This window comes from Bacillus sp. 7894-2 (assembly GCF_002272225.1).
In the GTDB taxonomy this organism is placed as follows: domain Bacteria; phylum Bacillota; class Bacilli; order Bacillales; family Cytobacillaceae; genus Cytobacillus.
The window spans coordinates 1-23,145 of the sequence record NZ_NPDG01000057.1 but is presented as its reverse complement, the minus strand read 5'-3'; the positions used below and the strand labels follow the sequence as shown (position 1 = coordinate 23,145).

The following is a 23,145-nucleotide window of genomic DNA, read 5'->3' as shown; positions in this document are numbered from 1 at the left end:
AAAGGGCTCAGCTCTTTGCTTTTCTTCTATCAATCTTTATTTCCCCTTAAACACAGGCTTTCTTTTCTCAATAAAGGCCTGGATTCCTTCTTTGTGATCCTCTGTTTGCCGCATTTTATGCTGACCAAGCTTTTCGAGCTCAAGCACTTTCAGCAGGAGCGGCCGGTTTTTATCAGCAAGAATTTTCTTTGTCTTAATCATTGCTTCTGTTGGTCTGTTCAGCCATTGGCTTAATTTTGCATCAACTGCCGTGCTTAAATCAGCTTCTGCTATTTCGTGAATCAGCCCCATTTTTAGTGCTTCATCTGCAGTAAGCACATTTCCTTCCCAGATTAAATGCTTCGCTTTCTCTTCGCCAATGCGCTGCTGCAGGAAGAAGTGAGCCCCACCGTCAGGAATTAAGCCAATTCCAATAAAATTCATGGCAAGCTTGCTGTTCCTGTCTGCCATTATATAATCAGTGGCAAGTGCCAGGCTGAGTCCCAAACCGGCAGCTGCCCCTGTTACAGCACTGATGGTCAGCTTCGGCATGCTATAAAGAGTTACAGCCAGCTCGCTGATGCATTCCATCACATCCGGGAAATCGCTTTCATTTGTTTCCAAAAGCATTGTTTTAATATCCCCGCCTGAGGAGAATGCGCGCCCCCTTCCTTTCAATACAACAATATCAATCTCATCTCTTTGGCCAATATCTTTCATGGCAGCCAAAAGCCCTTTCAGCATTTCTACATTCAATGCGTTCAATGATTCAGGCCTGTTCATTTCAACCGCCGCCACACGCCCATCAAGCTGAACACTTACAGTATCAGTTACAAAATCTGTTGTCAAAATCTTTCCCCTCCTTTAAATGCTTCTTTTATTATAAAGAGTATTATTATATTTAAAAAGCTTTTTGTCTAAAAATTTTTAATTTTGTCACTTATTTGTCACTTCCTCGATACGCTCTCTCAGAAAGAACTGTAATTGACCCATTTAGCTAAGCCAAAAACTAATTTGATGATATTAAAAACAGCATCCCAAAAGGATGCTGTAAATGACCCATATTTACTTTGCATGTCCTGTATATTCTTTTTGGACCTGCTCTCTTAAAGCCATTTTTAGGAACTTTCCTACAGAGGTTTTTGGTATTTCCTCAAAGAAAAGTATTTCATCCGGAAGCCACCATTTTGCAAATTGCGGTTTCAGGAAATTATAAAGCTCCTCTTTTGTGGTCTGCCCTTTAAATGGCTCTTTCAAAACAACGCATGCCACCGGCCTCTCCTGCCATTGCTCATGCGGGACAGCAACAACCGCTGCTTCAAATACCGATTCATGAGCCATTAAGGCATTTTCGATATCAACGGAAGAAATCCACTCCCCTCCGCTTTTAATTAAATCTTTTGTTCTGTCAACGATTTTCATAAACCCTTCTTCATCAATGGTTACGACATCTCCTGTGTAGAGCCAGCCATCACGGAATGCCTCATTGGTCCGTTCATCCTTATAATATTCAGAAGCAATCCATGGGCCTCTTATCGCTAGTTCCCCCATTTCCTTTCCGTCCCATGCTGCTTCGCCATCCTTGCCGGCAATCTTCATTTCCAGCCCAGGTACAAGAATGCCCTGTTTGGATTTTATATCCAGCTTCTCTTCTGCTGAAAGCTCTTCCTGATAGCTTTTTAAAGTCGAAATAACAACAAGCGGGCTTGTTTCAGTCATTCCGTAGGCATGCATGAATGGAATTTTATGCTTTTGCTCGAAGGCTTTAATCATGCCTTTTGGCGCTGCTGAACCTCCACATAGCACCGATCGGAGTGAGCTCATATCATAGTTATTTTCATCAAGTTCTTTTAATAATCCAAGCCAGATTGTCGGCACTCCGGCTGTTATGGTAACTTTCTCAGATTGAATAAGCTCTGCCAGAAGTTTAGGTGTAAAATATGGCCCCGGCAATACAAGAGTGGTTCCAAACCAGACAGCAGCAAACGGCAGCCCCCACGCGTTTACATGAAACATCGGCACTACCGGGAGAGCGATATCTTTCTCGCTTACCGCTGCACTGTCTGCCATCCCAAGCGCCATACTGTGGAGAACAATGCCTCTGTGGGAATAGACGACCCCTTTAGGGTTACCAGTAGTTGCTGAGGTATAGCACATTCCCGCTGCCGAATTTTCATCCAGATCATCAGGATATTCATAGGCACCGCCTGCTTCATCGATAAGCTTTTCATAATGATATACCGGCGAAAGAGAAGTCTCCGGCAATTCTTCTTCATCTGTCATAATGATGAACGCCTTGACCGTCTTCAATTTATCCTTAACCTTCTCAATTAGCGGTACAATGTCAGGGTCGATCAGCAGCACTTTATCTTCTGCATGGTTAATAATATATGTAATATGCTGAGGTGACAGACGGATATTAATCGTGTGAAGAACGGCTCCGCTGCATGGGATGGCGAAATAAGCCTCCAGGTGGCGATGATGATTCCAGGCCAGTGTCCCGACCTTATCCCCTCTTTCCACTCCCAGCTTTTGCAGGCTTTCTGCCAGCTTCCTGGTCCTTTCTGCAATCTGCTTATATGTCAATCTCTGAATTCCGCCAGCCGTTCTTGATACGACCGTTTTCTTTGGAAAATATTTTTCTGCCCGCCTGATCATTTGCGTCATAGTCAAAGGTGTCTGCATCATCATTACAATTCCCCCTTTTTAGAAAACGCTTACATTTAGAAACATAGAAATCTATGATCTTGTACCTATTCATTCTCTTTATTTTCAAGAATTCCTTTAATATTTTTCTTAATTTTCCAAAATATATTCACTAAAAGAATCCCCGCCTATTCGGCAAGGGATTCATGTTTATTAAATAGCTCTTTTAATATTTTCAATTTCTCATCTGTATAATGTTCAAAGCTGTCATTATACGATTTTGGATCCTTCGGGTTTGCAAAATGAGTGATTTTTCCTGTCCCGGGATCAATGAACTTACTGGAAGCTCCGCACCCAAGCCCGATAATTGTCTGCTGTTCTTCCATAATCATAATGTTATAGATGCTTTCCTGATTTGGAAGGGCATAGCCGACATTTTCAAGATTGCCGAGAATATTTTTCTGGCGATAGAGATAATAAGGATGGTAATTATGAACTTTCGTCCAATCCTCAGCCATGTCCATCATTTTTTCAATCTCTTCACGATCGGCAACTTTATATTTTTGCTTGTTCTTAGTCATTTCCGAAGCTCGTTTAAAGGATAAAGTATGAACAGTCAGGGATTCCGGCATTAATTTCTCTGTTTCACCCAGAGTATGCGCAAATTCCTGAACCCCTTCTCCAGGCAATCCAATGATCAGATCCATATTGATATTGTTCATGCCCATATTACGGGCCAAATGGAATTTATCCACGGTTTCTTCCACTGTGTGGTGACGGCCAATTGCTTTCAAGGTCTCCTGAATATAGGACTGAGGATTAATGCTGATACGGTCAATATTCCATTTTTTAAGCACTTCAAGCTTTTCAGGTGTAATCGTATCAGGACGGCCTGCTTCCACAGTGACCTCCCGAATGTTTTTTACATCCGGGAAAGATTCATACATTTCCTCATAAAGCATATCCATCTCTTCTGCCGTAATGCTTGTCGGGGTCCCTCCGCCATAATAGACAGTGGTGATTTTCACATTATTTTCTTTCAGCCAATCACCAATTTTGCGCATTTCAAAATGAAGGCCGCCAAGAAATGAGTTAACAGAACCCTGCCTGCCATTAATCGCATAAGCAGGAAAAGTACAATACGCGCACTTTGTCGGGCAGAACGGAATGCCAATATATATGCTTACCTCTTTTTTCAAGTCATAAAGATCCGGTACCACAGCAAGCTGCCGGTCTACAATATTCTGCATAAGCTGAATTTTTTCATCTGTAATCAAGTACTCTTCCTTCAGCTGATGATGAGCTTCCTGGAGAGGTGTCTGATTCTGCATGGCACGGTGAAGCAATTTTGTGGGACGTACTCCGGTCAGAATCCCCCACTTCTGGGTAATGCCCGTCCAGTCCTGCAAAACAGTCAGGTATACATGTGATACTGCATTCTTCACTTGTCTGAAAGTCTCTTTTTCTGACTCAGCCGGAACAAATTCTTTTTCAAAAGTGGCAGTAAGGTTCCTGCTGTCTTTATCAGTAAGCTTAGCAAAGGCTTTAATGCGATCTCCCTGCTCAAGCTGAAAAGAAATTGTCAAATCTGCTGCAGCATTCTCACCCAGCAACACTTCACATTCTTCAAAAAAGAGGTTTCCGATCAGCCGGAGCGGACGATGGAACCGTTCATCCTTTATGCCTAAAATTGATATGTTCAAATCTATCACCTTTTTTTAAAAAATATAATAAATCTGCCGGTGTTCAATCTCACGGGCAGCTGCATAGTCTTTATTATTCATGTTGACAAACTCCTTTTAGTGTACAGAACTGGGGAAACAAGGTCAATATACTATTGACTCGCTTTATCCAATGCCCTAAATCAAAAAGAGAGCCGATCTGCCTTGACCGGACTCTCTTTCATGCATTTATTTCAGCAGATTCATTTTCTTCAGAAAGTCGATTGGATGCTGTTTGCGGAAATGTTCTTTAACCATGTAGCTTACGCCGCTCTGGTCATTGGATCGTGTCAGCCAGTCTGCTGCTTTTTTTACTTCTGCCGGAGCATTACCCATTGCCACCCCCAGACCGGCGGCTTCAATCATTTCCAGATCATCTTCAGAATCTCCAATTACGACCATTTGGTTTCTGGAAATTCCAAGGTGTTCACATAAATAGAGCAGCCCATTCAGCTTTGAAACTTCTGAAGGAACAATGTCCATCCTCAGATCATTCAGTTTAATGACTTCTACATTTTCAAACATGCCCCAGATGGCTGTCTTAGCATCCTCAAGGTCTTCTTTATCTTCAAAGTACACTTCAATTTTTGGCGGGGTGACCGGCTCGTCTAAGATGGTGTCACTTAATGAATCCACAAATTGCTGGGAGTAAAAAATGGGATCGCCGGTTGTAAAAACAGTTTTAGCAAGCATATTGGTATTGAGCTTCGTTTTGTTGGCAAGGGAATATTTTTCGTGCACCAGCCTGATTTGACAGGTAAAGCCTTCAAGCAGGCGCACGATTTCAAACGTTTCATCTTCCTGAATTCTTTTTACAAAGATCGGCTTTTCCTGGGAAGCTGCAATATATGCTCCCCTGTGAGTGACCAGCAAAGAATTGATTTTCAATGCTTTGGCCACTTTTTTCGCGGATGGAAAGCTTCGGGACGTAACAAGTGTTACATAAATTCCCTTTTGCTGCACATATTCTATCGCTTCTTTTGTTGATTTATGAAGTCTTCCATTTGTTTGGAGTAGTGTTCCGTCTATGTTTAAAGCAAGCATTCTGTATATCATCCAATTTGCCCCCTATTCTCGGTGTAAAATTGTCCTATTACACTTTTATGAAGGGAAGGACTGGATTAGAACATGACATGGACAATGGAGAAATTTTTTCATAGCTTAACCGCTGCTGTCTGATTTCACAGATCATTTGATATAAAAAAGATAAATTATTCATTTACATTTTGTTTGCTCCGTATTAAGATGGAGTCATTAAAAACTGCATATCCAAGTTTTGCACTAGGGGAGCTTTTTGGCTGAGAAGAACAATCCGTTCTGACTCTTATCACCCGATCTGGATAATACCAGCGTGGGGAAGTGCAGGTGAACGGCTATCATTTATTTGTATTGATAACATTCAACTGCATTTCCTATGGGAATGCAGTTTTTTATTTTCATAAATAATAGGAGGATGGAAAAATGCAGGAAAATTTTTTATGTGGGACTAGTGAAATTACAGGGTGCAGGTTTTCAATTTACCCAATGACTGACAGGTTTGCGGAGGTTATTTTATCAGCACTAAAAGAAGTGGATACGAGCAAGGTATGGATGGAAACTGATGATGTGAGCACCTGTGTGCGTGGCAGGTCCATTCATGTTTTCGATGTGGTCAAAGCTATTTACCTTGAATCAGTTAAGCATGGAGATCATGTAGTGTTTAACGGGACTTTTTCAAATGGATGTCCCGGTGATACTGCAGGCGATGCTTATCTTGCTGAAAATGAGGAACGGGCAAATGAAGAATCAGCAGCAGTAATCAGCCAGGAAGTCGCTGTCCAGTTCGCCCTTTATCCGATGGGGATTCCTGATTACATGAACGTCATTATGGACCAGGTCGAACTCGCTGCGAATCGGGGTACTTTTTCTAAAGGAGTTCATTATGCTTCAAGACTGGATGGAGATGCACACGCTGTTTTTAAAACACTTGAGGATGCTTTTGAAAACTGTAAGAAAAGCGATTCTACACATATTGTTATGACGGTGAATATGTCTGCCAACAGTCCATCCAAAAAGGAGGCTGAGTAAAATGCTCGAAAAGTGGAAGCTTCGTGAGGTCATTGTCCTGTCTGTACTTGCTGTCGTGTTTGCAGTTGTATATCTGGCGTTCCTGCAATTTGGCAACGTGCTATATGGAATGTTCGGCTTAATTGGCTATGATTTGATTTTTGGCATTTGGTTTGTTGTTTCAATCATCGCAGCGTACATAATCAGAAAGCCCGGAGCAGCCTTTTTATCGGAAACCATCGCTGCAGCCATTGAAGTCATGATCGGCAACGCAGTTGGTCCCCGCCTGATTCTGTCAGGGATGATTCAGGGGATTGGAGCGGAAGCTGTTTTTGCGGCTACAAAATGGAATAATTACCGGACATGGGTGTTAATTGCTGCCGGAATGGGCTCATCTGTTACTAGTTTTATTTGGGGCTATTTCATTTCCGGCTATGCGGCCCTCTCACCCGGTTATGTAACAGCTATGTTTTTTGTGAGGCTGATCAGCGGTGCTTTACTGGCTGGATTGCTGGGCAAATGGCTGAGTGAGAGCCTTGCGAAAACTGGGGCATTAAACAGCTTTCCAATTGGAAAAGAGCGGAAAAGGGGAAAACCGGAAAATGGAATTACAGCATAACCGGCATATATTAAAAACCGAACAGCTTTCCTTCAGGTATGAAGATGTGGAAAAACCTATTTTTAAAGATGTGCAATTCAGCCTTTATCCAGGGGAAGCAGTTCTATTATTGGGCCCAAGCGGATCGGGAAAAAGCACACTTGCTTTCTGCTTAAATAAATTGTATCCGGAGGCCGTTGATGGCGAATTGGAAGGGACCATTTCATTCAAGGAAAAGATGCTTGCGGAATTCGGTCCTGGCGAAATTAATCAGCACATTGGCATTGTATTTCAGGACCCTGAAAGCCAATTTTGCATGACCACAGTCGAGGATGAGCTGGCCTTTGGACTTGAGAATATGAAAACACCTAATGATGAAATCGAGAGAAAGATTGATGAAGCATTAGAGCTTGTTCATCTTTTGCCGTATAGACATTCCTTAATCCACACTCTTTCCGGGGGCCAAAAGCAAAAGCTAGCACTGGCATGTGTATTGTCATTAAAACCGGATATCTTGATTTTGGACGAACCGACAGCAAATCTGGACCCGGCTTCAAGCTATGAACTCACACGCATCATTAAAGAGCTTAAAGAAAACCAGGCAATTTCCCTTCTAATCATTGAGCACAAGCTGGATGATTGGATTGATTTGACCGACCGGTGCGTGGTCCTAAACAAGGAAGGAGAAATTTTATTTATTGGAAGCACGGCAGATTGCTTTAATCAATATGCAGAAGAACTTCTGCTTGAGGGCATCTGGCTGCCAAGCACGGTTAGAGCCGGCCTATCAGGAAAAAAAGCTGGGATCTACAGCGGGGAAAAGCTTCCGTTAACTGATCGGGAGCTAATTGCTGGATTTGTAAATCCCTCTGCTGCACTTCAGATTTTAGATAACAGGAAGAAAAAACACCAAGCTCCTGAAGAGCAGATCATCCTATCAGCAGAGAATCTATACTTTAATAAAGCTGGTAAGGACTTGCTAAGAAATATTAGTTTTTCTGTTAAAAAAGGTGAATTTGTGGCAATTGCCGGTTCAAATGGATCAGGAAAAACAACGCTTTCCAGACTGCTGGCAGGATTATCTGCTCCATCCAAAGGCAATATTCTTTTTAATGATCGCCCCCTTTCCCAGTGGAAGGAGCAAGAGTTAAGACAGAAATCAGGTTGCGTTTTTCAAAATCCCGAACACCAATTTATTGCAGATTCTGTCTATGATGAAATTGCCTTCAGCCTAAAAATACAGCAGATTCCTGACGCCGATATTCAAAAAACAGTTCAGGCTGCTCTGCTTCAAGTGGACTTGCTCAAATGTGCTGACATGCATCCTTTTTCCTTAAGTCAGGGGCAAAAGCGGCGGCTTAGTGTTGCATCAATGCTTGTGAATGATCAGGACCTTCTCCTCCTTGATGAGCCAACATTTGGGCAGGATGCCAGGACTTCCGGGGAGCTTATGAAGCTTTTGGAAACAAAGATACAAAGTGGAGGCTCCGTGTTGATGATCACGCATGACATGGAAATCATCCATTCCTATGCGGACAAAGTGCTTGTTCTTTCAGAAGGAGAGAAAATTTACGATGGTATGCCTGATGCATTATGGAAGAATGATGAGATTATGGAGATTGCTTCCCTAAAGGTTCCTTACATTGAGAAGCTCATGAACGATATCGGGTCCATTGCAGGGAGGGAGAAGCTTGCTCTTACATGAATTCAACCCAAGCATTAAAGCATTCACTGTGATAGTCTGTGTGTTAATTCTATCGGTAATCTTTGATCCCGTTACACCTTTTCTGACCTTAGTGATAACAGCAGCAGCCACCTTTATCTTTGGAAGAGTTTCATTCAAAAGATGGATTCTGCTTTTCTCGCCATTTATCTTCATGGCTGCAATATATATTTGGTCAGCTTTAGTTTTTTCTAAAACGATTGAAGGTGAAACCATATTATGGACATGGGGGATCTTCACATTGACTGAGGAGGGCTTTTTGCGGGCACTCTCCCTTGGAATGAGGGTTTTAAGCTTTACCTCTCTGTCTCTTCTGTTCATTTTAACTACTAAGCCGACAGAATTTCTGCTGAGCTTAATGCAGCAATGCCGGCTCCCTCCAAAGCTTGCATATGGAATCATGGCAGGCTACCGGTTTCTGCCATTAATGAAAGAAGAGTTTGAGATTATCAGAAGCGCCCACCGGATCAGGGGAGTACCAAAAGCAAGGACAATCCAGGATAAAGCGGCTGAGCTTAAGAGATATACAGTTCCTCTCCTTGCCGGAGCGATCCGTAAAGCTGAGAGGACAGCCATGGCAATGGAATCAAAAGGGTTTACCGGAGATAAAAACCGGGATTTTTATCATAATATCCCGGTTTCCTGGAAAGATTGGGCTTATTTTGCCTTCTTTATAGGTGCAGTACTGGCCAGTGCCTATACTTCATGGCTATTCGGGTTTTTGCAGATTTATAATGGCGAACTTTAACAGGCTATTTTTGATTTCTGTGCGGAAAGACTCTTACCCGCATTTTCAGAATCGGCAAAATACCACAAAATACCATAAATAACTATGAATAAATCTTATTTACTCTCCTAAAGCTATAATTGTAACAATCAAGAAAACTACACCAAGGAGATGATTTACATGGCAAGAAACAGCAATTCTAATCAGCTTTTAGTATCAGGAGTCAGCCAGGCAATTGATCAAATGAAGTATGAAATCGCAACAGAATTCGGTGTGAACCTTGGCCCGGAAACATCTTCAAGAGCTAATGGATCAGTAGGCGGAGAAATTACGAAGCGCCTTGTTCAAATGGCTGAGCAGCAGCTTGGCGGAGCACGCTAGTCCTGCAATGAAATCATAGTAAATTAAAATGCCGCTTCCTGCCGTTCCTGGAAGCGGTTTTTCACCCTATTTAAGCATATCCAATATATCTTCCACTGCCTCAAAAAGAGATGAAGCCCGGATATCTGCACTTGTTGGATCGGAGCCGATAAAAACCGTTTTACAGCCGGCCTTCTTACCTGCCTCAATGTCGCGCTCGTGATCGCCTACCATAATGCTGTTAGTCAGATCCAGCTGGTGCCTTTCTGCCAAACCCATCAGCATGCCAGCATTTGGCTTGCGGCATGCACAGCCTGCTTTCGGCTTATGAGGGCAATAGGCGACCTCTTTAATATGTCCGCCTTTTTCTGCAACAAGCTCCTGCAGTCTTTCATGGATTCTCTTTAGCTCCCTTTCTTTCAAATAACCGAGTCCCACGCCGCCCTGATTGGTCACAACGAAAATTTCATAACCGGCTTTGGTCAGTTCTGCCACAGCTTCTGCAGCCCCTTCCAGTAAATATAACTGCTCAGGCTTGTTAACGAATTTTACCCTGTCTGATAGAACCTCATTCAAAACGCCGTCCCGGTCCAAAAAAATGGCTTTTTTCAATGTGCTGCCCCTTTCATTAAATGGATATCTATCATAAAGGTACCCAAACCTTGTTCAGTTTAATATCGGAAGATGCTTTTTTCGTATAAAAAACTCCCGGACCAATTTCCGGGAGTTTTCTCATGGTATTATTCAGCTGCACCATAAAGGTCTTCAAGAGGCTTCATGATGATTTTGTTCATTTCTGCAATCATCATGCTCATGCGCTGTTCTGCTTCCATAAGCTTTGAGATCTGGGCGTGCTGCTGTACAAGCGCGACTGTCTTTTGAGCCTGTTCTACTTCTTCCTGTGTAATATCCTGGCCCATCATTTGTTTTTGCTGAAGTTCCATCTGGATTTTGCGGAAGTTATCAAACATTGCTTTTGCAGACGGATCTGCATTCACATCATCATATGCTTGCTTTAGAGCCTTATATTCATCGCTTTCCCGCACTGCTTTTTCTAATTCATAGGCTGAGTCATATAAATTTACTGCCATTAAAAACACTCCTTCCGATTCTTGTTCAAAATGGACCATTCATCTTCCGTTTCGAACATCCACTACACTATAACAAACTATGAGAGTAAACGCGAGGCGATACCCTTTAATTAATCAATATAGCAATGATTCCCTGTACGAGACCAATAATACCCCCAAGCAGGAAACCTAAATTTGTAATCATGGCTAACTCGCTTTTGATGATGGAAAAGACCATATCTTCTAATCTTTCAACCGAAAAATTGCTGACCTGTTCCCGGACAATTTCTGCCAGACGAAGCCGTTCCATAACCATTTCTGTCTTTCCTGAAAGCCAATCAGAAAGCATCTGAACACTTTTAGGAGCCAGCTCTTCTATCAGTACTGTCCTATAAGGGTCCATAAAAGATGAGATAGGCTTTTTAAATACATTCTCCAAATTAATGACTCTGTGTGCAATATTCTTTAATACTGAAAGAATCTGTTCCTTTTCGAGCTGCTCTTCAATAACTGCAGCTTCCATCTCAAGGATTTTGTGCCACTCTTTTTGTAAAAGCGTTGTAATCAGGTCGGCCGTACCCTCATTACTTAAAAACCTAATGATTTCCGGCTGAATTTTATCCGCAAGATTGATGTTCCCCATGAACATCTGCAGCATATTGCTGAGCACGCCGCTGCGTTCACGAACAAAATCATCAGCCATTCTTTGGATCCTCATTTTGCCTTCAATACTGGAGAAATAATCAACCCCCTTTTGAAGGATCATTGAACTGATAGCCGGAATTTTCTCATCCGCTTTATCCAAAAGGCCCTGAGGAATAACATCTTTAAGAGGCAGGCCTCGATATTCACTTATAATTTTTTCATATTTTTGCTCAATTAATAAATTTATGCGGTTCTCCGTTTTAGATTGGCCATCCGTGATTCCAAACGCTGCAAGAATGTCCTCTGCTGATTTTTCTGATTGCAGGATAGTTTCCATCTCTTTCTGAACAATCCCGGTCATATCACGCTGAAATTTATCATTGATGAACTTTTTCTTGATGCTTTCCGGTGTAAGAAGATGATTAACAACCAGCTTTCCCATCTGATCTGCCATTTCATCTCTTCGTTTAGGAATCAGCCCAGGGGTAAATGGAACCTTCCATTTACCTATGTAAACGGCATTATAAGGTTTAAAGAGCATTTTAATAGCCAGGTAGTTAGTAAACCCGCCAATGAGAGCCCCAATTATCATCATTAAAATTATTGTCATTGCAATTTCCATAGATATCTCTACCTTCCTTAAGTTACAGGCGCCTCTCTTGACGCACCATTTAATTGCCCAGAACATACGATATGGTATCAGCTTTTGCCTATTTTTTCATTATACAGTGAAAACTTCATCAATGGGAGTTTTGCACATTCTGCGGAATAAATTCAGCATTCAATTTGCAAATTGCATGAGGTTGTTCAGAGTAGGCTCAAATAAAGATAAGCAAATGAGGAATGATCATGACAGTTTCTTTATTGCCTATTACGATTGTTCCGGTAAAAATGTTTCAGGAAAATCAGTTTCGCATTCAACTTAGCCATTCTCTCGTACATTACTGGAATATTGATCTGCAAATGCCCCATTTGCTGCGGATTGGCAAGCATGCCATTCAGGTAACCATTGAAGGAGCAAACATTACGAAAGATGAAATTATGTTCTGTGAAGGGCTTTTTCAGGTATGCTGCCTGCCAATGGAACATCTCCATTTTGCCGCCAGTTACTCCAGAAAGGACTTTACTATTACTGCCGGGCCGGTTATTGGACTGATGACGGATTTTAATGAAAGTGGCGAAGAGCCTGACTTCCGCTCTATTCATTCTTTTTGTGAAGAATTACATGAGGTTGTTTCCGGCCAGCACGGATACTTTTATGTATTTCATTTTCGCGACTGTATTGAAGGAAAGCTGCAGGGATACTGCCTGCGTGAGGGAAAATGGATAAAACGTCCCGTTCCTTTGCCAAGTGTAATTTATAACCGGATCCACTCCCGGATGCTTGAAGCAAGTACTGCTTTTCAATCATTTAAAAATAGCATGATAAACTATAACATTCCAATGTTTAATGACCGTTTTTTATCGAAGAAGGAAGTTCATAACCTCCTCTTTTCTGAGGATCATATGCATCCCTATCTGCCTGATACAGTCATTGCAGATGAACAAACCATCAGGGAAATGCTGGCCAGACACAGATTAATATTCCTTAAACCCATACATGGCAGCCAGGGACGGAATATTATCAGATTGAGTATACAAGGCGAAGAAATCATGACAGAAGTATCGACCGGAAACGGCAGGGAAAATACGCTCACATTCAAAAATTATGACCGTTTTGCACAATGGTTTAAGCAGTACCAAAAGAAAACGATTTTTCTGGCACAGCAGGCCGTACCTCTGCAAACTTATAAGAACAGGCAGCTTGATTTCCGCGTGCTCTGCCATAAAAACTTTCAGGATATCTGGAGGGCCACTTCTGCAGTGGCAAGGATTTCTGCCGAGCAGCAATTTGTTTCCAATATTGCAAGAGGCGGGGAAATTATGAAGCCTCTAAGAATTTTCACGATGCACTCTGATCAGAAAACAGCGGTTCAGCAGCTGGCATTACTGAAGGAGCTTGCAGTTGAAACAGCATCAATCATCAGCCAGAAATGCGAAGGCCTTGTTGGAGAACTAGGGATTGATATTGGACTGGACACTAATGGGAAGCTTTGGATCATTGAAGTGAATTCTAAACCCTCCAAGAACTTCGAAGATAAAGAAAAAAGAGTAAGACCCTCTGCCAAGGCACTGATCGAATATGCTACGGCTTTATCATTTATCCAAAAAGGAGGACTACAAAATGCTTTCATTCGGAATCATGACATTAAACAAACGGAGTGAACAGCCATACTTTACGGAATTGGCGAAGAGAGCTAATGAATATAACATTAATTGTTTCAGGTTTGTGCCTACAGATATCAATCCTGTTTCAGAAAGGATTGCAGGTGATTCCTATAACCCCTCTTCAGGAAAATGGGAGCCGGCAGAATTTCCAGTGCCGGAGATTCTTTATGATCGCTGTTTTTACAGAAATGACTCCCACTCGAAACAATGTGTATCCATCGTAAATTGGCTAAAGGCAAGAAGTGACATCCAATTCCTAGGCTACGGATTACCTAATAAGCTTGAATTATATGAAGTTCTCTCCTGCTCAAACATATCACCTTATTTGCTGAAAACGGCTCGATTTACCGGAGCAGACATTTTCATAAACAGCCTCATTCCTGATCAGCCCTGCATTTTAAAACCGGCAAGCGGGTCACAGGGAAATGGAATCTATTATTTTGAGAAAACGGGCAAAGATATTCTTGTCAAAACAGATAAAAGGAATGCCCAGGTTTCACGCAGCTTTGAAACTGAAGAAAAGGCAGCCCGATGGCTGAATACATTGACCGCAAAACAGCAATACCTCATCCAGCCATATGTGAATCTATCAAACAAGGACGGTCAGCCCTTTGATATAAGAATATTGCTTCAAAAGGACAGGAATGGTGCCTGGAAGGAGCTGGGCCGGGGCATTCGCACAGGAAGAGAAGGAGGCATCGTCTCCAACTTAAGCGCTGGCGGCAGCAATATTTCTTTTGAGGAATGGATCACTCAATACCCGCCTTCTTTAAGAAGTTTTCTTTCCGATGAGCTTTATGACATTATCGATACACTTCCTGCTGCCCTTGAACGAAAGCTTCCCCCTCTATTTGAGATGGGAATCGATATCGGAGTGGAAACTAACGGCTCTATTTGGATACTGGATATTAACTCAAAGCCAGGAAGGAAAACCATCCTAAACAGTCAGCCTGAGAAGGAGGAAGAGTTATATACCGCTCCCCTTCTCTATGCCAAATCCCTGGCAGCCAATAAGGAATTGGAAAGGAGAACGAATCATGAGAAAACAATATCAAATTGAAATTTCCGATTCCGCCTCCAAAACAGTATATATTCCAAATGAGCTGAACCTTCATACTCATTTGACTAAACTGGCATTTGGCACTCATTCAACAGATTCTTCTTTTTTACTCCAGAAAACAAAGAAGAACTCCATCATCATAAGTAAAGATATTGCAGAAGCACTGCATTTCCCTGATCTCAAGATTCCTCTGCATGCATTTGCCAATAAGGGTACTCTGTACCTCGGCCCGCTCGTAGGTATCTTCACATCAGGATTCACCTCTTTTCCTTTAAGGCCGGTTGGGGATCGGACCCTATTTTTTGCCAAACTGCTTTCGGTCAAAAAAACGGTTGGTGCCATTCCGTTTTTATTCGGTGACCAGCAAATCAACTGGGAAAAAGAAACCATCCACGGGCTTTTTTATCATGAGGAAGGCTGGGAAACCTTTGAAGTCCCTTTTCCAAATGTTGTTTATGATCGGCTTCCCAACCGAAGAAGCGAAAGAAGGAATGAGCTGAAGGAAGTTCGCGCCCGCCTTCAGAAAGACTATTCGATTCCCTGGTATAACCCTGGTTTCTTTAATAAATTAGATGTTTATGAAAGACTGCAGAACGATGATGATATTAGTCATTACCTGCCTGAAACCCACCCTTTTTCTTCTTTTTCTGTAATTGAAAGAATGCTGGCTGATTATGGCCATGTTTTCCTGAAACCTATTAATGGAAGCCTTGGGCTTGGGATCCATCAAATTATTTATGATAAGAGGGATGGGTATTATTATTGCCGATATAGAGTGAGGGACGAAAATCGGCTGAGAAGGTTTAGCACTTTGGAAAATTTAATGCGGAATGTTTTCGCAGGACGAAGTTTAAGCCGGATGCTTGTACAGCAGGGAATTCATTTGCTCCGTCATGAACAGAGAGCAATTGATTTCAGGGTTCATACCAATAAAGATGAGAATGGGGAATGGAAAGTAACCGCTGCAGCTGCAAAAATGGCGGGACCCGGCAGTGTTACAACTCATGTAAAAAGCGGAGGCGAAATCAAAATCCTTGAAGAAGTATTTGAATCGGATGCTGAAAAAACAGAGGCAATGGCGAAGTTAAGTGAGGCGGCACTTCATATCAGCAAGGCACTGGAATGGAACATGGAAGGTATTATCGGTGAAATTGGCTTTGACTTTGGGTTGGACCGCAATGGCCATGTGTGGCTGTTTGAAGCAAATTCAAAGCCCGGAAGATCCATTTTCAAACACCCTCAGCTCAGAGAGTTCGACTTTCTTACCCGCAAGCTATCACTTTCATTCGCCGTTTTCCTTGCCGAAGCCTCTATTATGAAGCCCCAGGAAATTGTGAGATGAAGGTTTATTATGACCGGGCCAGCAGGACCTGGTTCGGCAGCATCAGTTGTACCCTTGGAAGCAGTCAACACCCTTTAAGCATTATTAACCCGCAGGCGGCACAAGATTCGCTTTCCTTTTCATTATCCTTGCGGAACGGTAATGCGGGACCGGTGATTGGGATTCTTACCGGAAAAGGAAAGGATCAGGCTATTGCCGGCAATGGTCCTTTATTTAAGGCCCTCCAGAATAGCATACTGCAAAAGAGCGGGGTTTCCTTTGTATTTACTCCAGATGACCTGAAGGATCATTCCGTGAACGGCTATATTTATATTCCCCGGCAGGATAAGTGGATTGAAGCCAGGTGCCCTCTCCCGCATCTTGTCTACAACAGGGTGCCATTCCGGAAAACAGAAAAAACAGAAGCGTTTCATAAAGCAAGCCGTTTTTTTAAGGAGCAGGCTATTCCATTTTTCAATCCGGGCTTTCTGGATAAATTCGACGTTTATCAGCTGTTAAAAGACCATCCGCCCCTGCAGGATTATATTCCTGAAACCATTCTTGTCACCGGGCCAAAGGCTCTGAAGGATCTTATCCACAAATATAATACCATCTACTTAAAGCCGGCAAACGGGTCCAAAGGCAAAGGAATATACCAATTAATCCGGCTGGGAAAAAGCATCACATTAAACGGTCTGCACGATTCATTCAGTTACGCTGATTTTGAACATTTCTGGCTCCAATGGGACACTCACCTGATGGATAAACCTTATTTAGCACAGAAAGCGATCAGCCCTGCCAAAATCGAAGGCAAGCGATTTGATTTTAGAATCTTAGCCCATTTCAGCGGAGGCAGCTATTCGGTTACAGGGATTGGCATCAGGCAGTCTCAGGAACAGGACATTACAACGCACATCCCCAATGGAGGGGTAATGATTCCATATGAAAGTGTCCGCACAAAAGAACATGATGCGTTTATTCATACTGCAGCATCGGAGGCAGGAAAACTTCTTGAGAAAACGAAAGGTTTTCATGGTGAATACTCTATTGATGCCGGATTAACTGATCAGGGCAACTATGTGATTTATGAAATAAATTCAAAGCCGATGAGTTTTGATGAAATTTGGATAGAAGGAAAAAGAATTGAAGAACTGACCCGCTTATTTATCTCGTTGTCCGGGTTCTAGAATCGCATAAAAATAGCCGTACACGCTGTGGGTGCACGGCTATTTTTATGCGATTCTTACAAGTGTCCCTGACAAAGAATTAATAAGTCGTTACAGGGCTTTTCGCTGTCTTAATCCTATTTTTTTTAGAGGCACTTCCGGCGAAAGATTTAAACTGGTCTTTAAGCTTTTCACGTGACTCCGGGTTTCTCATTAAATAAGCTGCTCCAAGGGCCATGGCTGACATCATAAATTTGTTATTTCTTTTCATCCTTTTTGCCTCCTTTTAATGTTAAAATGTTTCTACATCTGTTCCATTCCCTTTTTCAGGAACGTTAAACGGAATATTACAACATCTGGAGGAATCCTAATGCTGACACACTTTCAATTCAAACCTTTATATGAAAACAAACAATTGCCGGGATGGACATTTTCTTTTTACTTCAAAAAGCAAAAAATGACCGGCATCTATCATCCTGACGGAAAAATTGAATGGACATCCGGAGATCCTGCCGGACAAGAGGAGGACCTGAAATCCCAGATTCACGAATTGATGTTGTTTCATGTGTATGAATAAGAAAAAGATTAGAGTATTCATGCATGACGATAAAGCTCTTTTGGGAAAATAATCCCGCCAGGATATTACACTTAAAAGGAGCGATTGTCACATGGATAAAAAACGCAAGGTTTCTGACGACGTCCAGTATGAAGGCAGGGATAAAGCTTATATGGATATAGACAGGATCATTAACGAGGGTCTTTCCGGAGGCTCCGTCCACGGGCGCGGCGATGATGTTAATATCGAACAAGCCAGGGAACTGAATGAGGAAGAACCTCCATATGAGGCTGAGTAAAAATAAAAGGCACCTGAATTCAGGTGCCTTCCGCTTTTCTGGTTATCTGCTTTTCACAATCATGTTCACAGCTTCCTGGATTGCATCTTCCGCATTTTTGCCTTCATCATTTGCTTCACGGATGCATGTCTCCAGGTTTTTAGCTACAATATATCCCATTGCACGGTCAACTGCAGAACGGACAGCAGATAATTGTGTAACAACATCCTTGCAGTGTTTTTCTTCTTCCATCATTCGGATCACACCCCGCACCTGGCCTTCCAGCCTTTTCAAGCGGTTTTTCATTTCAGGTGTATATTCCATGAGTCTCACTCCTCACACTCTCAATTCCCTTTATAGAAACATTCACAGATTAAGTTAATTTTTTCAATTAAATTATAACTGCTATAATATAAGAAACACAAAAATTTATCAAACCAAAGGGTAAAGATATGTTAAACAAATTACATGACCGGTATCCGGGCTCTCAACTTCAATTTATAAAACCTGATTTTAGCTATAATTCTGATTTGTACTGGTTTCATCATGAGGAGTCAGGCCAATGGCTTGGTATTCCAGTTCAAGAGGTATCTGCAGATAGTCTGATGGTATTGAAAACTTTGTTTGAATTCCATGACAGTTCCATTCACCTTGCCCCTGCTGCCCAAGCCTGGTTTCAATACTTATTTTCAAATGGGGATCATCCTTCATTTGCAAAAGATGTTCCATACAGGCTGGTTCAATTCAAAGTGTCTGAGGGCGAATGGGTACGTGAGGATATGGAAGCTGCTTTTAGAGGTTTTTTTGAAAAGGACATAACGATTTTATGGAACGGGAAAGCCACAGGGGTCATCATTGAAGAGAGTAAAGACTCTCTTGCAGAAGAAGAGTTCCTTGCTGTTTCCAATGCTTTAGAAAGTGATTTTTTTGTGAAAACAGCCTTTTACATTGGCATTCCGAATAAGGCGGGAACACAATTACACAAGATTTTTAAAGAGGAACAGCTTCTATTCGAGCAGGCTTCCTCATTGATTCCCGCTGAAAGAGTGCTGAATTTTGAAAAGCTCTTCCCCTCTCTTATCACCGGGCAGCTGGATCCATTTTTAAAAAAGAGCCTGCTTTCACGCCTTTCTTTACTCGAAGAAGACCCTGAACTCCTGCACACCATAAAAGTGTTTTTACAAAACAGCTCCAACGCTTCATTAACGGCGAAAAAGTTGTATATTCACCGGAACACTCTGCAATACAGGCTTGATAAGTTCACAGAGAAGACCGGCATTCAACTGAAGGACTTTAACAGCGCGCTGACTGTTTATTTAGCGTGTTTGCTGATTGAGCAAACCTGACTTGAGCACATTGCATAAAAACGCTTTCAGTATTTTTGTGCAGTTTGGCCATATGGGAAAACCCCCGTATCCATTAAACTGTAATTAAGAAAAAGATTATTGGGAGGTTACCCTGATGGCAGAATTAAAACTCGATAATATTTATAAAATTTATGATAATAAAGTAACAGCTGTAGAAGATTTCAACCTTCATATTAAAGATAAGGAATTTATTGTTTTTGTCGGTCCTTCCGGCTGCGGTAAATCCACAACTCTCCGTATGATTGCAGGTCTTGAGGAAATTTCAAAAGGCGACTTCTATATCGATGAGAAGCGTGTAAACGATGTTCCTCCAAAAGATCGAGATATTGCAATGGTTTTCCAGAACTATGCACTTTATCCGCATATGTCCGTGTACGATAACATGGCTTTCGGACTTAAGCTTCGCAAGTTTCCAAAAGATGAAATCGACCGCCGTGTAAAAGAGGCAGCAAAAATTCTGGGGCTGGAGCCTTACCTTGACCGCAAGCCAAAAGCATTGTCAGGCGGACAGCGCCAGCGTGTAGCTCTAGGCCGTGCGATTGTCCGTGATGCAAAGGTATTCCTCATGGACGAGCCTTTATCAAACCTTGATGCAAAGCTTCGTGTTCAAATGCGTGCAGAAATTGCCAAGCTTCATCAGCGTCTTCAAACAACTACTATCTATGTAACACATGACCAGACAGAGGCCATGACAATGGCTACCCGCCTTGTTGTTATGAAGGATGGAGTGATCCAGCAGGTTGGTGCACCAAAAGAAGTATATGAAAAGCCTGAAAACGTATTTGTAGGCGGATTTATCGGTTCACCTGCCATGAACTTCTTTAACGGAACGCTTGAAGACGGCAAATTTATTATTGGCAAAACTCAGATTGCTGTGCCGGAAGGTAAAATGAAGGTCCTTCGTGAACAGGGATATACGGGCAAGAACATTATCCTTGGCATTCGCCCGGAAGATATTCACGATGAGCCGGTATTTATTGATGCATCTGCCGGTTCAAAAATCAATACCCGCATCGACGTTTCCGAGCTGACTGGTGCTGAAACTATGATTTACTCAAGCATCGAAGGCCAGGATTTCGTTGCGCGCGTGGATTCCCGCACAGATATTAATCCAGGCCAAAACCTTGAACTGGCTTTCGATATGAACAAAGCACACTTCTTTGATGCAGACCATGAAAGAAGAATCCGTTCTGAAAAAGAATAACATTGAAGCCCCGTCAAAGCTGACGGGGCTTTTTAATACTGTCAGCCTCTGCCACGCCGTCACCAGGTGCTGCAGCCATCTATTTTCGTTCTACTCTTTGATAAATTTCACCGAATCATTGCCGCATGATGGACACTTCAGCAAATGGGGACATTCCTCCTGCTGATAATCCAGGGGATAGCCATCTTCCATTTTCATCTGGTCAATTGGCATATAGGCACTATAATCATCGTAAAAATCCATTACTCTTCCACTGTCCTCCATCCTGCTTCCGCAGGAGCTGCATGCTGCTTCAATTTTCTCAAAGCCGTTGCAGACTGGGCAAATAGCCATTCCAATCCTCTCACTTTCGTTTTCTTTGCTGATATTAATTATGATTTGTCTGTTTAGATTTCCTTATGTAAGTCTCTTAATCAGAGGGTTTTCTCAGGAAAAAATTCCCGATTATCTGAAAGAATAAACTTTTATAAATCAAACATAATAGAGAGTAAACACAGCGGCATCAAGCACCCGCACTAAGAAACGATGGGTTACGCCAGGCAGTGGAGCAGGATATAATCCTTGCGCTGGTGCAATTCCAGCTAACCCAACCAAAAACCAATACACTAATATTTCGAGGAGGAAATCACATGAACAACCAATCATCTAGCAGAAGCAATTCCTCAAACCAATTACTAGTACCAGGAGTAGCTCAAGCACTTGATCAAATGAAGTACGAAATCGCTACTGAATTTGGTGTAAACCTTGGTGCAGAAACCACTTCCCGCGCTAACGGATCTGTTGGGGGAGAAATCACAAAACGCCTTGTACAAATGGCAGAACAACAGCTTGGCGGCGGTTCTTTCTAATAAAGCAAAATAACAATTGAATAAATATGGCTTTGGCCCTCCTTCTTGAAAGGGGGGCCATTTTATATTTAGACCATCTTTTCGGGCACAACCCAATTCTCATATTGTTCTTCCGTAATATACCCTGTTTTTAAGGCTGCTTCTTTCAGGGTTGTATTCTCCCTGAATGCGAGTTTGGCAATTTCCGCTGCCTTTTCATAGCCAATATGCGGATTGAGTGCCGTAACAAGCATTAGTGATCTCTCAACATGTCCATTAATCACTTCTTTATTAGCCTCCAATCCCATCATGCATTTTTCATTAAAAGAGGCCATTCCATCCCCTAGAATACTTATGCTTTGAAGAAGATTATAGATTATAACAGGCTTGAACACATTCAATTCAAAGTTCCCCTGACTTGCAGCGAATCCAATCGAGGCATCATTTCCAAAGACCTGGCAAACCACCATCGTAAGGGCTTCGCTTTGTGTCGGATTTACTTTACCGGGCATGATTGAACTGCCTGGTTCATTTGCCGGGATCGATAATTCCCCAATTCCGCTGCGCGGCCCGCTTGAAAGCCATCGGACATCGTTGGCTATTTTCATCAAATCTGCTGCCAGACCCTTCAATGTTCCATGAAAATGGACAATTTCATTATGGCTGGTCAGTGCCTGAAATTTATTGTCAGACGAACGGAATGTATAGCCTGTAAGTCTGGATATTTCGTTTGCCATTTCAGGTCCAAATGATTTCTCTGCATTAATGCCCGTTCCGACTGCTGTACCGCCAATGGCTAAGTCAAGCAGATACTGCTTTGCGTCCATCAGCATTCTTTCATTCTTTTCAAGCATGGCACGCCAGCCGCTGATTTCCTGACCCAATGTAAGAGGTGTTGCATCCTGTAAATGGGTCCTGCCTATTTTGACGATTGATTTGAATGCCTCTTCTTTCGATTTAACTGTCCTTATTAATTCCTTCAATGCCGGAAGCAGCTTTTGTTCGGCCGCCGTATAAGCTGCGATATGCATGGCAGTCGGAAACGTATCATTAGAGCTTTGAGACATATTGACATCATCATTTGGATGCACTTGACTATCCCGAATCCCCTTCTCAGCCAGCAATTCATTCGCCCTTTTAGCGACAACCTCGTTTACATTCATATTTGATTGTGTGCCGCTCCCTGTCTGCCATACAGCCAGAGGAAAGTGGCTGTCAAACTTATGATTTAGGACTTCATCGCAAGCTCCTGTGATAGCTTCCATTTTGTCATGGGAAAGCTTCCCAAGCCTGTTGTTGACTACTGCAGCAGAACGCTTTACCTTGGCAAATGCATAAATCACTTCCATCGGCATCTTTTCAATTCCGATTTTAAAGTTATCCTTGCTCCGCTGTGTCTGGGCTCCCCAGTATTTATCAGCGGGCACCTTCACTTCACCAAGAGTATCTTTTTCAATCCTAAAATCAGCCAACTGTCATTCCTCCTTAAATGATTACTATGATTCCTTTTTAATCTTTTCCCTTATTTTCTAAATTTAATGATAAAAAACGATATAAAGTGAAACTTCAATCAGTGGGGGTATT

The 23,145-nt window shown here is 42.3% G+C and carries 25 protein-coding genes and 1 riboswitch; of the genes, 14 read left to right on the top strand and 11 right to left on the bottom strand.

What is annotated here, in order from left to right; genetic code table 11:
• Nucleotides 1-36: 36 nt before the first annotated feature.
• From CHI10_RS08050 to CHI10_RS08035, 4 genes are all read right to left on the bottom strand, one after another.
• Nucleotides 37-828 (bottom strand): enoyl-CoA hydratase, encoded by a 792-nt coding sequence (locus CHI10_RS08050; RefSeq protein WP_095243811.1) that lies wholly within the window; start codon nucleotides 826-828, stop codon nucleotides 37-39.
• Nucleotides 829-1,044: 216 nt separating this feature from the next.
• Nucleotides 1,045-2,667 carry a long-chain fatty acid--CoA ligase gene (locus tag CHI10_RS08045; protein ID WP_179288980.1) on the bottom strand — a complete coding sequence of 541 codons (1,623 nt, stop codon included), beginning with the start codon at nucleotides 2,665-2,667 and terminating at the stop codon, nucleotides 1,045-1,047.
• A gap of 146 nt (nucleotides 2,668-2,813) precedes the next feature.
• Nucleotides 2,814-4,328 (bottom strand): coproporphyrinogen III oxidase, encoded by a 1,515-nt coding sequence (locus CHI10_RS08040; RefSeq protein WP_095243808.1) that lies wholly within the window; start codon nucleotides 4,326-4,328, stop codon nucleotides 2,814-2,816.
• A gap of 207 nt (nucleotides 4,329-4,535) precedes the next feature.
• The gene (locus tag CHI10_RS08035) at nucleotides 4,536-5,402 is read right to left on the bottom strand and encodes a Cof-type HAD-IIB family hydrolase (protein WP_095243806.1); all 867 of its coding nucleotides are present in this window, start codon (nucleotides 5,400-5,402) and stop codon (nucleotides 4,536-4,538) included.
• A gap of 217 nt (nucleotides 5,403-5,619) precedes the next feature.
• Nucleotides 5,620-5,721: riboswitch (TPP riboswitch) on the top strand.
• A gap of 86 nt (nucleotides 5,722-5,807) precedes the next feature.
• Between CHI10_RS08035 and CHI10_RS08030 the strand changes: the two genes are divergently transcribed.
• The 5 genes from CHI10_RS08030 to CHI10_RS08010 all read left to right on the top strand — a co-directional run bounded on the left by CHI10_RS08030 (nucleotide 5,808) and on the right by CHI10_RS08010 (nucleotide 9,821).
• Nucleotides 5,808-6,413: a YkoF family thiamine/hydroxymethylpyrimidine-binding protein gene (locus tag CHI10_RS08030; protein WP_095243804.1), complete on the top strand. Its 606-nt coding sequence runs from the start codon at nucleotides 5,808-5,810 to the stop codon at nucleotides 6,411-6,413.
• A 1-nt stretch (nucleotide 6,414) separates the two neighbouring features.
• Nucleotides 6,415-7,011 carry an ECF transporter S component gene (locus CHI10_RS08025; RefSeq protein WP_095243802.1) on the top strand — a complete coding sequence of 199 codons (597 nt, stop codon included), beginning with the start codon at nucleotides 6,415-6,417 and terminating at the stop codon, nucleotides 7,009-7,011.
• The gene (locus CHI10_RS08020) at nucleotides 6,995-8,695 is read left to right on the top strand and encodes an ABC transporter ATP-binding protein (protein WP_095243800.1); all 1,701 of its coding nucleotides are present in this window, start codon (nucleotides 6,995-6,997) and stop codon (nucleotides 8,693-8,695) included. The genes CHI10_RS08025 and CHI10_RS08020 overlap by 17 nt, the downstream gene beginning before the upstream one ends.
• On the top strand, nucleotides 8,682-9,461 hold the full coding sequence (locus tag CHI10_RS08015; RefSeq protein WP_095243798.1) for an energy-coupling factor transporter transmembrane component T family protein: 780 nt from the start codon (nucleotides 8,682-8,684) through the stop codon (nucleotides 9,459-9,461). Before CHI10_RS08020 ends, CHI10_RS08015 begins: the two co-directional genes overlap by 14 nt.
• 159 nt (nucleotides 9,462-9,620) lie before the next feature.
• Nucleotides 9,621-9,821, top strand: a complete 201-nt coding sequence (locus tag CHI10_RS08010) for an alpha/beta-type small acid-soluble spore protein (protein WP_009331452.1) — start codon at nucleotides 9,621-9,623, stop codon at nucleotides 9,819-9,821.
• 66 nt (nucleotides 9,822-9,887) lie between these two features.
• Here CHI10_RS08010 and CHI10_RS08005 read toward each other — a convergent pair whose 3' ends face one another.
• The 3 genes from CHI10_RS08005 to CHI10_RS07995 all read right to left on the bottom strand — a co-directional run bounded on the left by CHI10_RS08005 (nucleotide 9,888) and on the right by CHI10_RS07995 (nucleotide 12,137).
• Nucleotides 9,888-10,412, bottom strand: coding sequence for a D-glycero-alpha-D-manno-heptose-1,7-bisphosphate 7-phosphatase (locus CHI10_RS08005; RefSeq protein WP_095243796.1), 525 nt, complete (start codon nucleotides 10,410-10,412; stop codon nucleotides 9,888-9,890).
• Nucleotides 10,413-10,540: 128 nt separating this feature from the next.
• The gene (locus CHI10_RS08000; protein ID WP_076262456.1) at nucleotides 10,541-10,891 is read right to left on the bottom strand and encodes a YlbF/YmcA family competence regulator; all 351 of its coding nucleotides are present in this window, start codon (nucleotides 10,889-10,891) and stop codon (nucleotides 10,541-10,543) included.
• Nucleotides 10,892-10,997: 106 nt separating this feature from the next.
• Complete coding sequence (locus CHI10_RS07995; protein ID WP_095243794.1) at nucleotides 10,998-12,137, bottom strand: DUF445 domain-containing protein; 1,140 nt, start codon at nucleotides 12,135-12,137, stop codon at nucleotides 10,998-11,000.
• A 227-nt stretch (nucleotides 12,138-12,364) separates the two neighbouring features.
• Between CHI10_RS07995 and CHI10_RS07990 the strand changes: the two genes are divergently transcribed.
• From CHI10_RS07990 to CHI10_RS07975, 4 genes are read left to right on the top strand one after another with little or no spacing between them, the layout of a single operon-like run.
• The gene (locus CHI10_RS07990) at nucleotides 12,365-13,780 is read left to right on the top strand and encodes a YheC/YheD family endospore coat-associated protein (protein WP_095243792.1); all 1,416 of its coding nucleotides are present in this window, start codon (nucleotides 12,365-12,367) and stop codon (nucleotides 13,778-13,780) included.
• Entirely contained in the window at nucleotides 13,740-14,843 is a 1,104-nt protein-coding gene (locus CHI10_RS07985; protein WP_095243790.1) for a YheC/YheD family endospore coat-associated protein, read from the top strand. The genes CHI10_RS07990 and CHI10_RS07985 overlap by 41 nt, the downstream gene beginning before the upstream one ends.
• Nucleotides 14,821-16,185, top strand: a complete 1,365-nt coding sequence (locus CHI10_RS07980) for a YheC/YheD family endospore coat-associated protein (protein ID WP_095243788.1) — start codon at nucleotides 14,821-14,823, stop codon at nucleotides 16,183-16,185. Before CHI10_RS07985 ends, CHI10_RS07980 begins: the two co-directional genes overlap by 23 nt.
• Nucleotides 16,182-17,351: a YheC/YheD family endospore coat-associated protein gene (locus tag CHI10_RS07975; RefSeq protein ID WP_286137242.1), complete on the top strand. Its 1,170-nt coding sequence runs from the start codon at nucleotides 16,182-16,184 to the stop codon at nucleotides 17,349-17,351. Before CHI10_RS07980 ends, CHI10_RS07975 begins: the two co-directional genes overlap by 4 nt.
• Before the next feature lie 79 nt (nucleotides 17,352-17,430).
• Here CHI10_RS07975 and CHI10_RS22280 read toward each other — a convergent pair whose 3' ends face one another.
• A complete protein-coding gene (locus CHI10_RS22280; RefSeq protein WP_179288977.1) occupies nucleotides 17,431-17,601 on the bottom strand; it encodes a hypothetical protein in 171 nt (56 codons plus the stop codon).
• A gap of 99 nt (nucleotides 17,602-17,700) precedes the next feature.
• Between CHI10_RS22280 and CHI10_RS07970 the strand changes: the two genes are divergently transcribed.
• Together CHI10_RS07970 and CHI10_RS07965 are read left to right on the top strand one after the other, a co-directional pair.
• Complete coding sequence (locus CHI10_RS07970) at nucleotides 17,701-17,907, top strand: YheE family protein (protein ID WP_095243786.1); 207 nt, start codon at nucleotides 17,701-17,703, stop codon at nucleotides 17,905-17,907.
• 91 nt (nucleotides 17,908-17,998) lie between these two features.
• The gene (locus CHI10_RS07965; RefSeq protein WP_095243784.1) at nucleotides 17,999-18,184 is read left to right on the top strand and encodes a hypothetical protein; all 186 of its coding nucleotides are present in this window, start codon (nucleotides 17,999-18,001) and stop codon (nucleotides 18,182-18,184) included.
• 42 nt (nucleotides 18,185-18,226) lie between these two features.
• Here CHI10_RS07965 and CHI10_RS07960 read toward each other — a convergent pair whose 3' ends face one another.
• Nucleotides 18,227-18,487 carry a metal-sensitive transcriptional regulator gene (locus tag CHI10_RS07960; protein ID WP_076262472.1) on the bottom strand — a complete coding sequence of 87 codons (261 nt, stop codon included), beginning with the start codon at nucleotides 18,485-18,487 and terminating at the stop codon, nucleotides 18,227-18,229.
• 128 nt (nucleotides 18,488-18,615) lie between these two features.
• On the opposite strand from CHI10_RS07960, the gene CHI10_RS07955 reads away from it, so the two are divergent.
• The gene (locus CHI10_RS07955) at nucleotides 18,616-19,509 is read left to right on the top strand and encodes a PucR family transcriptional regulator (protein WP_095243781.1); all 894 of its coding nucleotides are present in this window, start codon (nucleotides 18,616-18,618) and stop codon (nucleotides 19,507-19,509) included.
• A 115-nt stretch (nucleotides 19,510-19,624) separates the two neighbouring features.
• A complete protein-coding gene (locus CHI10_RS07950) occupies nucleotides 19,625-20,734 on the top strand; it encodes an ABC transporter ATP-binding protein (RefSeq protein ID WP_095243779.1) in 1,110 nt (369 codons plus the stop codon).
• 90 nt (nucleotides 20,735-20,824) lie between these two features.
• On the opposite strand, the gene CHI10_RS07945 is transcribed toward CHI10_RS07950, so the two are convergent.
• Complete coding sequence (locus CHI10_RS07945; RefSeq protein ID WP_095243778.1) at nucleotides 20,825-21,067, bottom strand: hypothetical protein; 243 nt, start codon at nucleotides 21,065-21,067, stop codon at nucleotides 20,825-20,827.
• A gap of 296 nt (nucleotides 21,068-21,363) precedes the next feature.
• On the opposite strand from CHI10_RS07945, the gene CHI10_RS07940 reads away from it, so the two are divergent.
• Nucleotides 21,364-21,582 carry an alpha/beta-type small acid-soluble spore protein gene (locus CHI10_RS07940; protein ID WP_035326833.1) on the top strand — a complete coding sequence of 73 codons (219 nt, stop codon included), beginning with the start codon at nucleotides 21,364-21,366 and terminating at the stop codon, nucleotides 21,580-21,582.
• Nucleotides 21,583-21,650: 68 nt separating this feature from the next.
• On the opposite strand, the gene fumC is transcribed toward CHI10_RS07940, so the two are convergent.
• Nucleotides 21,651-23,033: a class II fumarate hydratase gene (fumC, locus tag CHI10_RS07935; protein WP_095243776.1), complete on the bottom strand. Its 1,383-nt coding sequence runs from the start codon at nucleotides 23,031-23,033 to the stop codon at nucleotides 21,651-21,653.
• Nucleotides 23,034-23,145: the final 112 nt, after the last annotated feature.